Source organism: Priestia sp. YIM B13486, from assembly GCF_042787865.1.
GTDB lineage: Bacteria > Bacillota > Bacilli > Bacillales > Bacillaceae_H > Priestia > Priestia megaterium.
The window spans coordinates 218,707-234,890 of the sequence record NZ_JBHZOZ010000001.1 but is presented as its reverse complement, the minus strand read 5'-3'; the positions used below and the strand labels follow the sequence as shown (position 1 = coordinate 234,890).

Below are 16,184 nucleotides of genomic sequence, written 5' to 3'. Positions count from 1 at the left end.
CGGAATGAGTTGGAAGTTAAGGAGGGAACATCGTGCTAGAACAATCAATTTTATTGACAATCGGCGTAGCCTTTTTGATTACGGTTGTATTGTCGCCGATTTTTATTCCCTTCTTAAGAAGATTAAAGTTTGGTCAAAGTATTCGTGATGAAGGCCCGAAATCTCACCAGAAAAAATCAGGTACACCTACAATGGGCGGTATCATGATTTTATTATCTATTATTGTGGCAACTCTTATTATGGTCAATCAGTATGCAGAACTTACATATAAGACGTTTCTATTATTATTTGTCACAATCGGATTTGGTTTATTAGGATTTTTAGATGATTTTATAAAAGTAGTGTTAAAGCGTAACCTTGGATTAACATCTAAACAAAAGTTTTTAGGTCAGGTTGTCATTTCAATTATTTTTTACTTTATTGCAAGACAGTTTGAGTTTTCAACTGAAGTGACGATTCCTGGAATTAAAGACCCAATCGATTTAGGTTGGTTTTATGTTGTTTTCCTCATCATCTGGCTTGTTGGTTTTTCAAACGCGGTTAACTTGACGGATGGATTAGACGGACTTGTATCTGGTACAAGTGCGATTGCTTTTGGTGCATTTGCAGTTCTTGCTTGGAATGCAGAGCAGTTTGAACTATCTATTTTCTCAGTTGCTGTAGTAGGAGCTGTGTTAGGATTTTTAGTTTTTAATGCCCATCCTGCAAAAGTATTTATGGGAGATACGGGTTCTTTAGCGCTAGGAGGAGCTATCGCTACGGTGGCTGTCTTAATGAAAATGGAATTCTTGCTTGTTATTATCGGTGGTGTGTTTGTTATTGAAACACTATCTGTTATTATTCAAGTCGCATCTTTCAAAACAACAGGAAAACGTGTGTTTAAAATGAGCCCGCTTCATCACCATTACGAGCTAAGCGGCTGGTCGGAATGGCGCGTAGTTATGACTTTTTGGGCTGTAGGACTATTATTTGCAATGCTTGGAATTTATATCGAGGTGTGGATTTAAATGAAATCAGTCAATACGTATCAAGGTAAACAAGTACTTATTTTAGGATTAGCCAAGAGCGGTTTAGCAGCTGCTCAGTTAGTTAAACAGCTTGGTGCTAAAGTAGTCGTTAATGATCAAAAACCGTACGAAGAGAACGTAGCAGCACAGGAATTAGAAAAAACGGGCATTGAAGTTGTCAGTGGACATCATCCGCTTGAGCTTTTAGACAAAGCGGATGTTATTGTAAAAAACCCTGGGATTCCGTATTCAAATGTTCTATTGCAAGAAGCATTAAAGCGAAATATTCCGATTTTAACAGAGGTAGAATTGGCTTATGAAATTAGCGAAGCGCCTTTTATCGGAATTACGGGAAGCAATGGGAAGACAACAACAACAACGCTAATTTATAAAATGTTAGAAGAAGATCAAAAGCAGCCGCTGATTGCTGGAAATATTGGAACAGTAGCTTGTGAAGTGGCGCAAAAAGCAACAAAGGACAATGTAATTGTAACGGAGCTTTCTTCTTTTCAGCTGATGGGAATTGAAAAATTCCGTCCGAGAATCTCTTTATTATTGAATTTGTTTGATGCTCACTTAGACTATCATGGCACAAAAGAGGAATATATCAAAGCGAAAGCAAATCTCTTTAACAATCAAACAAGTGAAGACTTTGCCGTTATTAATGCGGATGATGAGCTAGTGATGAAAGCTAGTGCAGATGTTAAAGCGACAAAAGTACCTTTTTCTGTTACAGCTCAAACGACAGAAGGAGCGTATATTAAAAACGAAACGATTTTCTTTAAAGATGAAGAAGTGATGTCCTTAAAAGATGTGGTGCTGCCAGGCAAACATAATCAAGAAAACATTTTAGCAGCTGTATCCGTTGTGAAGCTGTACGGCTGTTCAAATGAAGCTATCTACCGCGTGCTCACAACGTTTGCTGGTGTTAAACATCGCGTTCAATATGTCACGACAATCAACAAACGTAAGTTTTATAATGACTCTAAAGCTACGAATATGCTTGCTACAAAAGTAGCTCTTTCCGCTTTTTCGCAGCCGACGATTCTACTTGCAGGTGGACTCGATCGCGGCAATGAGTTTGATGATTTAAAAGAAGAGTTTAAAAATGTGAAAGCTGTGATTACATTTGGTGAAACGGCTCCTAAAATTGAACGCGTAGCAAAAGAAGCGGGAATACAAATTGTAAAACGTGTCGATAATGTTAAACAAGCAGTTTCAGAAGCATATGCTTGTTCAGATGAAGAAGATGTTATTTTATTATCTCCTGCTTGTGCAAGCTGGGATCAATTTAAAACTTTTGAAGAACGTGGTGACATCTTTATTGAATCTGTGCATAAACTGAAATAAGGGCTTGTCTAAACACCTAGAAAATACACTAGCCCTAATCTATTTTTAGAGGTGTGTGACAGTGTCGACAAAAAGGTCTACCCCAGATTTTTTTCTCATAATCGTTACGCTTTCCTTGCTAACCATCGGCCTTATCATGGTATACAGCGCAAGTGCGGTATGGGCTACATACAAGTTTAATGATTCTTTTTTCTTTGCTAAACGCCAGCTCTTATTTGCAGGGCTTGGAGTATGCGCGATGTTTGTCATCATGAATATTGATTATTGGATGTGGCGTACGTGGGCGAAGCCAATTGTAATCATTTGCTTTGTTATGCTGGTACTTGTATTGATTCCGGGAGTAGGGCTAGTACGGAATGGGTCGCAAAGTTGGATAGGAGTTGGAGCGTTTTCGATTCAGCCTTCAGAATTTATGAAGTTTGCTATGATTATATTTTTAGCGAAATATTTATCAGAAAACCAGAAGAAAATTACATCTTTTAGAAAAGGCATGTTACCGGCGTTATTACTGGTTTTCTTACCGTTTGGCATTATTATGATGCAGCCGGATTTAGGAACGGGAACGGTGCTTGTTGGAACTTGTTTAGTCATGATTTTTGTTTCAGGAGCAAAAGTAAGTCACTTTGCAGGTCTTGGGTTGCTTGGCGTTGCCGGTTTTGTAGGGCTTGTTTTATCGGCTCCTTATCGGATTAAACGCATCACTTCATTTTTAAATCCTTGGGAAGATCCGCTTGGAAGCGGGTTTCAAATCATTCAATCTCTTTATGCAATTGGGCCAGGGGGATTGCTTGGATTAGGGTTAGGGCAAAGTAGACAAAAGTTCTTTTATTTGCCGGAGCCTCAAACTGATTTTATTTTTGCTATTCTGGCAGAAGAGCTCGGTTTCATCGGGGGAACGCTTGTTTTGCTTTTGTTTAGCTTATTGCTTTGGAGAGGAATTAAAGTAGCGCTCGGAGCTCCTGATCTTTACGGAACGTTTTTAGCCTTAGGAATTATTTCAATGGTTGCGATTCAAGTCATGATTAATATAGGAGTGGTAACAGGTCTTATGCCTGTTACGGGAATTACGCTTCCATTTTTAAGTTACGGTGGATCATCGCTGACGCTCATGCTGGCAGCAGTTGGAGTTTTGTTAAATGTTAGTAGATATTCTCGCTATTAATTGAAAAAAATTGTATAATGTCAAGTAGGCAATGGTCTACTGAAGTAAACCGTCATCTTAAATCCAAGTGCACGCCGGATTTTGTTGGCGGTTTATTTTCGATTTTTTACAGGTAGATGATATTTTTGTATGAAATGTTTTTAAAATGTAATGTTGTGATAACCAATTTTGAGTCCAACTATGGTATGATGTGTAAGGTTAAATGTTTTATCTTAGTGAGTAGGTGAACGTATGTGCACTTATGAGCGTAGCGTTTTTTTATGACTGTCAGCATGTGTTTAACTTCTAAATGAAAAACGATAAAAAAACAATCAAAATTACTTTATATAGCAGATGAACGTACATTCTATGGGTGAATGTCATACGATAAATAAAAATGATGAAATTGACAACAGAATAGAGTGCCTTGGTAGAAAAAAGGTATCTTACAAGGTGCTGCTGCTTAGTTATGAATCTGTTCTTATTATTCTTATGCATTAGAAGTAAGGGCGCATTGACATGAAAGTTTTATAACAGCAAAGAGGGTTTTAGGAGGTTCTTATGGAAGCGTTAGTAAAAGAGTTAGTCGAAGCGAATATTGGAAAGGTTCGTGAAAATGAACCGCTAGCAAAACATACAACAATGAAAATTGGTGGTCCAGCAGATGTGCTTGTAGAACCTGATTCTGTTGATCACTTAAAAGTTACAATGGATATTATTAAAAAACACGGCGTGAAATGGAGAGCGATTGGTCGAGGATCTAATCTTCTTGTTTCTGATAAGGGAATTGAAGGTGTGGTCATTAAGCTCGGAGCCGGATTAGATGATTTAACAGTAGATGGAGAGACGGTTACTGTAGGTGGGGGATACCCTAGCATCAAGCTTGCAACAGTTATTACAAAACAAGGCCTGTCTGGGCTGGAGTTTTCAAGTGGAATTCCTGGATCTGTGGGAGGCGCTGTTTATATGAATGCAGGTGCCCATGGTTCTGATATGTCTCATGTAGTCGAAAAAGCGCTGATTTTATTTGAAGATGGCACTCTTGAGTGGCTGACAAATGAAGAGCTTCAATTTTCGTATCGTCATTCAATTCTACAAAAAGACCGTCCCGGAGTATGTGTAGAAGCCGTGCTGCGTTTGAAAAAGGGAACGAAAGATGATATTGTGGCGGTCATGCAGAAAAATAAAGACTATCGCCGTGAAACACAGCCTTGGAATTTCCCTTGTGCAGGCAGTATTTTTAGAAATCCGCTTCCAAATTATGCAGGAGACTTAATTGAAAAGTCCAACTTAAAAGGTTTTTCAGTAGGCGGAGCGCAAATTAGTGAACAGCATGCGAACTTCATTGTCAACACAGGAGATGCAACGGCTTCAGATGTGCTGAATTTAATTGCTCATGTTAAGAAAACAATTAAAGAGAAATTCGATATTGATATTCATACAGAAGTTGAGATTATTGGTCGCTAATTACCCAGCCCGTGGCTGTATGGTTATGCGTGAAAAGGTAGCTTTTATGTGTTTATTCTATGCTATAATGGGGATATTCTCATGAAGCAAAGATTGGAAATAAATAGATGGTAATTCCTCGTTTATTTTCTCAAATGGATAAGGGTGAAAAAAATGGAAAAAGGTAAGTTAATTGTTTTAGAAGATCGGGTACCGAAGCTGCAAGAACAGCGAAAGCAAAAAGCAAATAGACGGCTGATTTTGTATTTATCACTCTTTTTCATCCTTATTTTATTTATTGTATATTCTCAATCTTCTCTGAGTAATGTTTCTAACATTGAAGTACAAGGGAATAAACATGTAAGTGATAAGGATATTGTCAAAGCGAGTGGTCTGTCCAAAAAAACCAGCTACTGGAAAGCTGATGCTGATCAAATTCAAGAAAAAGTCGAAAAAAACCCTGAGGTAAAGGAAGCTGTCATTCACAAAACATTTCCTAATAAGGTCGTAATCGACGTAAAAGAGTACGCAAGAATTGCATATGTAACCTCGGGGAATAAATATTTCCCTGTGAATGAAAATGGAAAAGTTCTAAAAGAAGTAAGTGCTAAGAAAGTGTCATCCGACGCTCCACTGCTAATTGACTGGAAAGACGGAGACGCTATACAAAGCATGGTTCAAGAATTAGCTAAAACGCCTAAGAGCATAAAAGGGGCTATTTCTGAGATTTACTACGCGCCGACAAAATCAGAACCTCTTCACATCGAGGTGTTTATGAATGATACGCGTGAAGTAAGCGGGAAAATTAGCAACTTCTCTGATAAAATTGTTCATTACCCAGCTATTGCAAGTAAATTAAGTGATGATCAAAAAGGTATTATTGATTTAGAAGAAGGATATGCATTTAAACCTTATAAAAAGAGCAAGCAGTAATTATTTTTTATAAGTGTTAATTAAAGGAAATAGATGAGTTGAGACTGGCAAACTAGCCCTCGTACATTGTATAATCACATGCAAGTATTCTGCATACATATGATTTTCTTCTCCGTTGCTGTGAAATGGAAATGTAATATTTGTTCTAGGTAAGTTTCGCTTTTCTCAGTGTACATCTTAGTGTAGACTTGTAGTTAAATAGCTTTTTTCAGTGAATTTTAGGCTTAAATCTAAAAAAAAGTCAAAACCAGAACGTTTTGTTCTTTGAAAGAGATAAAGTCTGTGAAAAACTTGAAAAAAATTGATTTTACAAAAGGGAAACAGATGTATTTGTTGAATATTTTCATATAATAAAAAATTAATATTGTTGTTCTTCTTAATTTATTAAGATGACATGTGCAGAAAGAAAAAGGAGGTGCCAAAGAATGAACAGCAATGAAATATACGTTAGTTTAGACATCGGTACATCCAGTGTGAAAGTAATCATCGGAGAGATGAGTAACGATTCATTGAATATCATTGGTGTAGGGAATGTTAAATCACACGGACTAAAAAAAGGTTCTATCGTTGATATAGATGCAACAGTTCAATCTATTAGAAAAGCAGTAGAACAAGCTGAACGAATGGTAGGCATTACAATTAAAAAGGTTGTAGTGGGCATAAGCGGAAATCATGTATTTTTACAGGATTGTCACGGAGTAGTAGCCGTGTCAAGCGAGAATCGTGAAATTACAAACGAAGATATTCATCGAGTAATTGATGCTGCTCAAGTCATGTCTATCCCGCCAGATCGTGAAATCATTGATGTTATTCCAAAGCAATTTATTGTAGATGGCTTAGAAGGTATTAATGATCCTAGAGGTATGATTGGGGTACGTTTAGAAATGGAAGGCACAATCATAACGGGATCTAGAACGGTTTTACATAACTTATTACGCTGTGTAGAAAGAGCTGGTTTAGAAATCAGTGATATTTGTTTACAGCCTCTAGCCGCTGGTTCAATTGCATTATCTCGTGATGAAAAAAACTTAGGTGTCGCACTGGTAGATATCGGTGGAGGTTCAACAACGGTTGCGATCTTTGACCAAGGACATTTGAAAGTAACAAATGTACTAGCTGTTGGCGGAGAGCACATTACCAAGGATTTATCGATTGGCCTTCGCACATCGACTGAAGATGCGGAAAATATTAAGATAAAGCATGGACATGCTTTCTACGATCATGCTTCTGAAGAAGAAGTATTTAGTGTACCGATTATTGGAAGCGATCAGCATCAGCAGTTTAATCAGCTCGAAATCTCTGATATTATTGAAGCTAGACTAGAAGAGATTTTAGATATGATTACGCAAGAGGTAAATCGCCTAGGATACAAAGATATTCCAGGAGGATTTGTTTTAACAGGCGGAGTAGTAGCGATGCCTGGTATTCTTGAGCTAGCTCAAGTGATTTTAAAGAATAACGTGCGCATAGCAGTGCCTGATTATATTGGAGTACGTGAGCCGCATTATACAACAGGCGTAGGATTAATAAAATTTGCATACAAAAATGCTAAAATACAAGGCCGGGAAATTGGAGCGCCAGTTGTGGAAGAAGAGCCGATTGAGCAAGAAATGATCAAACCTAGCCCGAAACCACAGCAGCCGCAACAATCAGCTGAGCAGCCGAAAAAGAAAAATGACCAAAATTTAATGAAGAAGTTTTTTGGATACTTCTTTGATTAACGTTACGGATTGGTAATTTCGAAGAATTAGGAGGAACTATCATGTTGGAGTTTGATACAAGTGTAGACCAATTAGCGACGATTAAAGTAATCGGTGTCGGAGGCGGCGGTAACAACGCGGTTAACCGAATGATTGAACATGGCGTCCAAGGTGTAGAATTTATTGCAGTTAATACAGATGCACAAGCATTAAATTTATCAAAAGCTGAAACAAAAATGCAAATCGGCGCTAAATTAACAAGAGGATTAGGTGCAGGTGCTAATCCAGAGGTTGGTAAAAAAGCAGCCGAAGAAAGTAAGGAACAAATCCAAGAAGCCCTAAAAGGTGCAGATATGGTTTTCGTAACGGCTGGTATGGGTGGAGGAACTGGAACTGGTGCAGCTCCAGTCATTGCCCAAATTGCTCGTGAGCTAGGAGCACTAACGGTAGGTGTTGTTACTCGTCCGTTTACGTTCGAAGGTCGTAAGCGTTCTACTCAAGCGGCAGGCGGCATTGCGTCAATGAAAGAAGCAGTGGACACGCTGATTGTTATTCCAAATGATCGCTTATTGGAAATCGTTGATAAAAACACGCCAATGCTAGAAGCGTTCCGTGAAGCGGATAACGTATTGCGACAAGGTGTGCAAGGTATTTCAGATTTAATCGCAGTTCCTGGATTAATTAACTTAGACTTCGCTGACGTGAAAACAATTATGTCTAACAAAGGATCTGCACTTATGGGTATCGGTATTGCAACTGGTGAAAACCGCGCTGCTGAAGCGGCTAAAAAAGCTATTTCAAGTCCACTTCTTGAAACATCTATCGATGGAGCTCAAGGTGTATTAATGAACATCACAGGCGGTACAAACCTAAGTCTTTACGAAGTACAAGAAGCTGCAGATATCGTTGCTTCGGCTTCTGACCAAGAAGTGAACATGATCTTTGGATCTGTTATTAACGAAAACCTAAAAGACGAGATTGTTGTTACAGTTATTGCAACTGGCTTTAGTGACCAAGATTTATCACAGCCAAAACCAGGTCGTCCTTCGTTATCGGCGAATCGCATGCAGCAATCGACGCAGCAGCCGGCTCCACAGCCGAAGCGTGAAGTAAAGCGTGAAGAACCTGTACAGCAAGAATATACGCGTCCATCTCAGCCACAGTCTGAAGATGCGCTAGATATTCCAACATTCTTACGAAACCGTAATCGTAGACGCTAAGAAAATAAAAAACCAAGACCTCTGTTTTATACAGAGGTCTTTTTTTATGCAATGAATCTAGAAAACTCAAAAAGAATATAAAAAACATTCGACATGGTCAATATGATGCCTTTAAAGGGTTTATGTTTTCTTTCTAAAAGTGGTGTGACAAATATCGAATGATTTCCTCAAAAATACTGCTTGTTTCTCGGCATGAACTGACAGACTTTCTAATAGGATGTACTATATACTAATTTTTAACAGAAAAATTCAGAAAGAATGGAGAGGTTATAAACATTGCCAATCTATTTAGATTTAATATGGATGCTGAATTTTGGGTTAGATACGATTTTACTAATGTTATGTGCAGTTGTACTTAAACGGAATTACAAGTGGTGGCGGCTTTTGCTTGGCGGCTTTATCGGTTCATTAATTGTCCTTCTTATGTTTACGCCTTTTTCTCATCTTATGGTTCACCCTGCTATTAAAATTTTATTCTCTTTTTTTATGGTATTGATGACGTTTGGTTATAAACGACTGCGCTTTTTCTTTGAGAATTTATTAACGTTTTATTTTGCAACCTTTGTTGTTGGTGGAGGATTAATGGGCGTTCACTTTTTATTTCAAGATCAGTTTCTTGTTCTTAATCAAATGGTTGACACAAAATCTCCACAGTTTGGTGATCCTATTAGCTGGATATTTGTTCTTATCGGTTTTCCGCTATTATCTTATTTTTCAAAAGCACGAGTTGATGATTTGCGAATGAAAAACATTACATTTGATCAGCTGGTAGATGTGGAAGTTATTTTAAACGAACAGACTCTGTCGATGAAAGGACTTATTGATAGTGGAAACCAGCTTGTAGATCCGCTGACGAAAACCCCGGTTATGATTGTTACAGCAGATTCTTTAAAAGAAATATTGCCTGAAGGCTTAATGGAATTAAGCAAAAATGTCCAATCCTTTTCACACAGCGAAGATATTGATCAAGAGTGGTATTCAAAAGTCCGCTTTGTCCCTTATCGAAGCGTGGGCCAAGCCAATCAGCTGCTTCTTGCTCTAAAGCCAGATATGGTAAGGCTGGTGCATCAGTCCAATACGATTGAAGTCACTAAAGTATTAGTAGGTATTAGTCATACAACGCTTTCAGTGGAGAAGCAATATGAATGTATTGTTCATCCGAAGCTCATTGTTATTGGAGAAGTAAGTTCCGCATCGTAAAAGGTGTGAACAAATAAAGGAGGATACAGAATGGCTACATATCGAATTCGATTTCAATTATGGTGGTACAAATTATTAATTAAACTTAAGCTAAAAACAGATGAAGTGTACTATATAGGAGGAAGTGAAGCTCTTCCACCGCCTTTAACAAAAGATGAAGAAGAAGTACTCCTGAAAAAACTTCCATCAGGAGATGAAGCAGCACGTTCACTGTTGATTGAGCGTAATTTGCGACTGGTTGTTTATATTGCCCGCAAGTTTGAAAATACGGGAATCAATATTGAGGATTTAATTAGCATCGGCACCATCGGTTTAATTAAAGCAGTAAACACATTTAATCCTGAAAAGAAAATTAAGCTAGCGACGTACGCCTCTCGCTGTATTGAAAATGAAATTTTAATGTATTTGCGCCGCAACAATAAAATTCGATCTGAAGTTTCATTTGATGAGCCGTTAAATATTGATTGGGATGGAAACGAACTGCTATTATCTGACGTGATGGGAACCGAAGAAGATATCATCACAAAAGACCTAGAAGCCAATGTAGATCGAAAACTTTTGTTGAAAGCACTGCACCAATTAAATGATCGTGAAAAGCAAATTATGGAGCTGCGCTTTGGGCTAGCCGGCGGAGAAGAAAAAACGCAAAAAGATGTAGCTGATATGCTAGGCATTTCTCAGTCTTATATTTCAAGGCTTGAAAAACGAATTATTAAACGGCTGCGAAAAGAATTTAATAAAATGGTTTAAGTAAAAAAGCTGATTGTATAAGGGCTGAGAAGCATCCTATACAATCAGCTTTTTTAGCGTGGAATTGTCAGAATTGTAAAAGTGCATATTTTTTCCTTCGGAGGAGATACTGAATTCAGAACATCATCTCCTGTTAGGAGGGAAAGAGTTGACAAGAAATAAAGTAGAAATTTGTGGAGTAGATACTTCGAAACTTCCCGTATTAAAAAATGAAGAAATGCGAAAGTTGTTTAAACAAATGCAGGCTGGAGATGGAACAGCAAGAGAAAAGCTAGTAAGCGGAAATTTACGTCTCGTACTCAGCGTGATTCAACGTTTTAACAATCGTGGAGAATTTGTTGATGACTTATTTCAGGTTGGATGTATTGGATTAATGAAATCCATTGACAATTTTGATTTAAGTCAAAACGTGAAGTTTTCTACATATGCTGTCCCAATGATTATAGGGGAAATTCGCCGCTATTTACGTGACAATAATCCAATCCGTGTTTCTCGTTCCCTTCGTGATATTGCTTATAAAGCTCTTCAAGTTCGTGAAAGGCTTATGAGTGAAACATCCAAGGAACCTACAGCTGAGGAAATTTCAAAAGTCCTAGAAGTGCCGCATGAAGAAATTGTGTTTGCTTTAGATGCTATCCAAGATCCGGTTTCTCTATTTGAACCTATTTACAATGATGGTGGAGACCCAATCTATGTCATGGATCAGCTAAGCGATGAACGCAACCGTGATTCAACTTGGATTGAAGAAATTGCTTTGCAAGAAGGTATGAGAAGATTGAACGAGCGAGAAAAACTAATTTTACGAAAGCGCTTCTTTCAAGGTAAAACACAGATGGAAGTTGCTGAAGAAATTGGTATTTCTCAAGCGCAGGTTTCTCGTTTAGAAAAAGCTGCTATTAAACAGATGAATAAAAATATTCAAAGTTAACAAAAGCTATCTAAACTGGCAGCTGCTCGCGTTCATACAATTAATACCATTCACTTTATTTGATGTTCAACTTAATAAGCATCGTGTCTATAAAAACAGACACGGTGCTTATTTTGTATATATCAATGTATAATACATGACCAAAAGATATTCATATCCGGTTTCCTATTGCTGTGAGGACTTCTAGCTACTCGTTGAGAATGTCTCTTGATGAAAAGCTGTGTAATTAGTGGACAAAATGCCTATAGAACGAGAATGGCAGAGAAAAAATAAGCTTTTCCTTCATGAAATCAAAATTTGAAAATATATATAGGCTAAGGAATAAAGTTGGCTATAGGAGGAGAGAGCATGTTAAAGATTTCAGAATTCCAGCTGAAAGATGTAGTGAATGTAGCTGATGGCAAAAAACTTGGAAATGTAGGGGATATTGATATTGACTTAACAACGGGAAAAATACAGGCCGTCATTATCGGAGGCTCTCGTGTATTGGGCTTCTTTGGAAAAGATGATGAAATTGTGATTCCGTGGAAAAATATTGTGAAAATTGGTTCTGATGTCATTTTAGTACGTTATAAAGACGCATTTCAGCCTGAAGAGAATTAGTTTTTTGTCAACAGCACCTAGCAATCTGTGGTACAATATGTGAGAAGAAATGAAACAAGGGATGTGTCACATACATGAATCCTGAGCCATTAAAAAAAAGCCATCACGAGTCGTTTATGTGGCTGAGCCCTTGGGTAGAAAAGAATGATATGCTTGTTGCTGGTTTCACCACAAAAAATGGTGGCGTGAGTAAACCTCCATTTGCTTCTTTTAACCTAGGGCTTCACGTAAACGATAACGTAGAAGATGTTATTACAAATAGAAAAATTTTAGCAGCCGAACTAGACATGTCTTTTGAAAGCTTTGTATGTGCTGAACAAGTACATGAAGCAACTGTTCAAAAAGTAACAAAAGCCGACTGTGCAAAAGGACTCTACAAGTATGAAGAGGGCATAAAAGCAACGGATGGCATTTATACAAATGAATCTGATATTTTGTTAGCTTTATGTTATGCAGATTGTGTTCCGCTGTACTTCTATGCGCCTGATCACCATTTAGTTGGTCTAGCTCATGCCGGGTGGAAGGGAACAGTGAAAGATATTGCAGGAAATATGATTCGACGTTGGGTAGAGCAAGAAAATGTTCCGGTTGAAGATATTTACGTGGCGATTGGCCCTTCGATTGAAGATTGCTGTTATGTTGTCGATAACCGCGTCATTACACAAGTAAACGAAGTAGTTGGCCAAAATGGATATCAAGAAGTAAGCCCTGGACAATACGCGCTTAATTTAAAAAAAGTCAATAAGCTGCTGATTCAAAACGCAGGCGTATTGCCGGAACGAATTTTAACATCGTCGTATTGTACAAGCTGTGAAGATGACCTGTTCTTCTCACATCGCCGCGACCAAGGGAAAACAGGACGCATGTTTAACTTCATAGGCTTTAAGGAGGAGTAATTACATAGTGACAGCTAGCGTAAGTGAAAATCTAGAAGCAGTTCAACAAACAATTGCTGAAGCGTGTAAAAAAGTTAATCGAAATCGAGAAGATGTAGAGCTGATTGCTGTAACAAAATACGTTTCCACAAAACGAGCAGCAGAAGCAGTGGATGCAGGCATTTTACATCTTGGAGAAAACAGGGATGAAGGTCTTCTAGAAAAGTATGAATCAATCGGTGAGAAAGCGACCTGGCATTTTATCGGAAGCTTACAAACAAGAAAAGTAAAAAATGTGATTGATAAAGTTGACTATATTCATTCACTAGACCGAGTATCTTTAGCAAAAGAAATTGATAAACGCGCAGGGCATCGTATAAAATGTTTTGTACAAGTTAATGTTGCCGAAGAACAATCCAAGCATGGCCTTGCTGTAGAAGACGTAATTCCATTTATTAAATCCCTTGAAGAATTTACAAATATTCAAGTGGTCGGATTGATGACCATGGCTCCTCACACAGATGACGAGTCTACGCTTCGCAGCTGTTTTCAAGGTCTAAAAAAATTGCAGAGTCGCATACAAGAACTAAACTTGCCATATGCACCGTGTACAGAGCTATCAATGGGAATGTCAAACGATTATGCAATTGCAATTGAAGAAGGAGCAACATTCATTCGACTAGGAACCACGTTAGTTGGGAATGAACGTTAAGGAGGTGTAATTCAAGATGAGTATGAAAAATCGCTTTAGAAGTTTTTTTGCTCTTGATGACGATACTGAATATGTAGAAGAACATTACGAACAAGAAGAGTCGGTAGAAGAGCCCGTACAGCAGTCGAGACCAGCAGCGAAAGCTAGTCAGCAGCCGAATCAGCAGCAAAATGTGATTAGCTTGCAAAGCGTTCAAAAATCATCAAAAATGATGCTTTGCGAACCTCGCGTCTATGCCGAAGCACAAGAAATTACGGATCATTTAAAAAATCGTAAAGTCGTAGTTGTGAATTTACAGCGCATTCAACGAGATCAAGCAGTGAGAATTGTCGACTTTTTAAGTGGTACAGTTTATGCTTTAGGCGGGGACATTCAAAAAATTGGAACCGACATCTTTTTATGTACACCTGATAATGTAGACGTAAGCGGAAGCATTTCAGATATGATGGGGGAACACGATACAACAAACGTAAAGAGGTGGTAGTTTTTGGACATCGTTTTTGGGATTCTTGGAAAATTAATTGGGCTTTACTCATGGGCACTGATTATTTACATTTTGATGTCTTGGGTACCCGATGTAAGGGCGTCTAAGTTTGGTCAGCTGCTTGGCAGTATTTGTGAGCCTTACTTAGAGCCTTTTCGTAAAATCATTCCGCCTATTGGCATGATTGATATTTCACCTCTTGTTGCAATCTTTTTATTGCGATTTGCTGAAAGAGGCGTGTATTCACTTAATAATGTGGTAGGTTTTATTTAAAAAAGGAATCGCTGGATTCCTTTTTTACATACCAATAGTAGGAGTAATAATATGTCTATTTATGAACATTTTAGGCAAGAAGAACATGGATTTATTGACCAGGTTCTTCAGTGGAAAGAAGATGTCCTACATCAATACAGCCCAAAATTAACGGACTTTTTAGATCCAAGAGAGCAGCAGATTGTGACAGCTATGGTCGGGACTGAAGGAGAGGTTCAAGTTTCATTTGATGGTGGACAACCGTTTGCTGAACGCAAGCGCGCGCTGCTATATCCGGATTACTATGTACCTCAAAGCGAAGATTTTCAGTTGCATATGTACGAGCTCAATTATCCTAAAAAGTTTGTGACAATTGAACATCCTCAAGTTCTTGGTTCGGCGATGTCCTTAGGACTGCGCCGTTCAAAATTTGGAGATATTTTGGTCGCGGGAGACGATATTCAGCTTGTAGCTGCAGAGGAAATTTCTTCTTATATTGAGATGAATTTAACATCAATTGGAAAAGCCAAAGTTTCACTTTCTTCTATTCAAAGAGAGCAGCTGCATGTGGTAAAAGAAGAGCTGATTGAACACGTTTATACAGTTTCTTCAATGAGGCTTGATGTTTTGCTGTCGACCATTCACAATTTATCAAGACAAAAAGTCCAGCCGTTTATTGCAAATGGAGCGGTAAAAGTAAATTTTAAAGTCATTGAACAGCCTTCTTTTGAATGTCATGAAGGTGATATTTTGTCGCTTCGTGGTCACGGCAGAAGTCGTATCGTTTCACTTGAAGGAAAAACTAAAAAAGAAAAATGGCGAATTGTTGTAGGAAAGCAGAAATAAAGAAATCTACTAGCAGGAAATTTTAAAAATATGTCGAATAAACCATTACTAATGATGTAATGAGACAACACGGAGGTGGCCTAGATGCCTTTAACCCCTTTGGATATTCATAACAAAGAGTTTAATCGCGGGTTTCGCGGATATGATGAAGATGAAGTAAATGAGTTTCTTGACCAAGTAATTAAAGACTATGAGCTAGTCATGCGTGATAAAAAGGAGTTAGAAGGAAGAGTATCTGAATTAACAGATCGTCTTGGACATTTTACTAACATCGAAGAAACATTAAATAAATCAATTTTAATTGCTCAAGAAGCAGCGGAAGATGTGAAGCGAAACGCTGAAAAAGAAGCGAAGCTCATTATAAAAGAAGCAGAAAAAAATGCGGACCGTATTATTAATGAAGCATTGTCTAAGTCTCGTAAAATTGCGATGGACATTGAGGAGACGAAAAAGCAGTCTAAAGTATTTAGAACTCGTTTCAAAATGTTAATCGAAGCACAGCTTGAAATGTTAAACAGCGACGACTGGGATCAGTTGATGGATTATGAGATGCCAGCGCTAGAAGAAAAAATTGACTAGTCAAGACATCATCTTGACTTCTCACGTTTTGTTGTCATATAATTTGGTAACAGATGAAATTTCATATCAAACAGTACGGAGACAGGGACAGTAGCTTTTTTAGTTTGTCAAAGCGAATCGAGGATGGTGTGAGCTCGATAACAAACAAAAAAGTGAAA

17 protein-coding genes and 1 other annotated feature (1 of these 18 running past the window's edge) are annotated in these 16,184 nt (G+C 38.0%); all 17 genes read left to right on the top strand.

From position 1 onward, the window contains the following. Positions 1 to 32: 32 nt before the first annotated feature. Positions 33 to 1,007 carry a phospho-N-acetylmuramoyl-pentapeptide-transferase gene (mraY, locus tag ACFX4G_RS01110; protein WP_013058961.1) on the top strand — a complete coding sequence of 325 codons (975 nt, stop codon included), beginning with the start codon at positions 33 to 35 and terminating at the stop codon, positions 1,005 to 1,007. Beyond that, positions 1,008 to 2,357, top strand: a complete 1,350-nt coding sequence (gene murD, locus ACFX4G_RS01105) for a UDP-N-acetylmuramoyl-L-alanine--D-glutamate ligase (RefSeq protein WP_377572626.1) — start codon at positions 1,008 to 1,010, stop codon at positions 2,355 to 2,357. Positions 2,358 to 2,418: 61 nt separating this feature from the next. Continuing rightward, positions 2,419 to 3,519, top strand: a complete 1,101-nt coding sequence (gene spoVE / locus ACFX4G_RS01100; RefSeq protein WP_013058959.1) for a stage V sporulation protein E — start codon at positions 2,419 to 2,421, stop codon at positions 3,517 to 3,519. 540 nt (positions 3,520 to 4,059) lie between these two features. Then, complete coding sequence (gene murB, locus ACFX4G_RS01095; protein ID WP_013058958.1) at positions 4,060 to 4,965, top strand: UDP-N-acetylmuramate dehydrogenase; 906 nt, start codon at positions 4,060 to 4,062, stop codon at positions 4,963 to 4,965. A 153-nt stretch (positions 4,966 to 5,118) separates the two neighbouring features. After that, entirely contained in the window at positions 5,119 to 5,877 is a 759-nt protein-coding gene (locus ACFX4G_RS01090; RefSeq protein WP_016765445.1) for a cell division protein FtsQ/DivIB, read from the top strand. A gap of 425 nt (positions 5,878 to 6,302) precedes the next feature. Next, positions 6,303 to 7,598, top strand: a complete 1,296-nt coding sequence (ftsA, locus tag ACFX4G_RS01085) for a cell division protein FtsA (protein WP_013058956.1) — start codon at positions 6,303 to 6,305, stop codon at positions 7,596 to 7,598. A 41-nt stretch (positions 7,599 to 7,639) separates the two neighbouring features. Continuing rightward, positions 7,640 to 8,797 (top strand): cell division protein FtsZ, encoded by a 1,158-nt coding sequence (gene ftsZ, locus ACFX4G_RS01080; protein ID WP_013058955.1) that lies wholly within the window; start codon positions 7,640 to 7,642, stop codon positions 8,795 to 8,797. Between the two features lie 276 nt (positions 8,798 to 9,073). After that, positions 9,074 to 9,997, top strand: a complete 924-nt coding sequence (spoIIGA, locus tag ACFX4G_RS01075; RefSeq protein WP_013084851.1) for a sigma-E processing peptidase SpoIIGA — start codon at positions 9,074 to 9,076, stop codon at positions 9,995 to 9,997. 30 nt (positions 9,998 to 10,027) lie between these two features. Beyond that, a complete protein-coding gene (gene sigE, locus ACFX4G_RS01070; protein ID WP_013058953.1) occupies positions 10,028 to 10,747 on the top strand; it encodes an RNA polymerase sporulation sigma factor SigE in 720 nt (239 codons plus the stop codon). A 148-nt stretch (positions 10,748 to 10,895) separates the two neighbouring features. Further along, positions 10,896 to 11,675: an RNA polymerase sporulation sigma factor SigG gene (gene sigG / locus ACFX4G_RS01065; RefSeq protein WP_013058952.1), complete on the top strand. Its 780-nt coding sequence runs from the start codon at positions 10,896 to 10,898 to the stop codon at positions 11,673 to 11,675. 348 nt (positions 11,676 to 12,023) lie between these two features. Next, entirely contained in the window at positions 12,024 to 12,278 is a 255-nt protein-coding gene (locus tag ACFX4G_RS01060) for a YlmC/YmxH family sporulation protein (protein ID WP_013058951.1), read from the top strand. Between the two features lie 74 nt (positions 12,279 to 12,352). Continuing rightward, entirely contained in the window at positions 12,353 to 13,174 is an 822-nt protein-coding gene (gene pgeF / locus ACFX4G_RS01055; protein WP_097824528.1) for a peptidoglycan editing factor PgeF, read from the top strand. A 7-nt stretch (positions 13,175 to 13,181) separates the two neighbouring features. Then, positions 13,182 to 13,865, top strand: coding sequence for a YggS family pyridoxal phosphate-dependent enzyme (locus tag ACFX4G_RS01050; protein WP_097824527.1), 684 nt, complete (start codon positions 13,182 to 13,184; stop codon positions 13,863 to 13,865). Positions 13,866 to 13,881: 16 nt separating this feature from the next. Further along, positions 13,882 to 14,349, top strand: a complete 468-nt coding sequence (locus ACFX4G_RS01045) for a cell division protein SepF (protein WP_028410770.1) — start codon at positions 13,882 to 13,884, stop codon at positions 14,347 to 14,349. Between the two features lie 3 nt (positions 14,350 to 14,352). Further along, positions 14,353 to 14,622, top strand: a complete 270-nt coding sequence (locus ACFX4G_RS01040) for a YggT family protein (RefSeq protein WP_013058947.1) — start codon at positions 14,353 to 14,355, stop codon at positions 14,620 to 14,622. A 51-nt stretch (positions 14,623 to 14,673) separates the two neighbouring features. Beyond that, positions 14,674 to 15,447, top strand: coding sequence for a YlmH family RNA-binding protein (locus tag ACFX4G_RS01035; protein ID WP_377572623.1), 774 nt, complete (start codon positions 14,674 to 14,676; stop codon positions 15,445 to 15,447). Positions 15,448 to 15,531: 84 nt separating this feature from the next. Next, the gene (locus tag ACFX4G_RS01030; RefSeq protein ID WP_013058945.1) at positions 15,532 to 16,026 is read left to right on the top strand and encodes a DivIVA domain-containing protein; all 495 of its coding nucleotides are present in this window, start codon (positions 15,532 to 15,534) and stop codon (positions 16,024 to 16,026) included. A gap of 69 nt (positions 16,027 to 16,095) precedes the next feature. Beyond that, positions 16,096 to 16,184: a binding site (T-box leader), on the top strand; it runs 132 nt beyond the window's last position.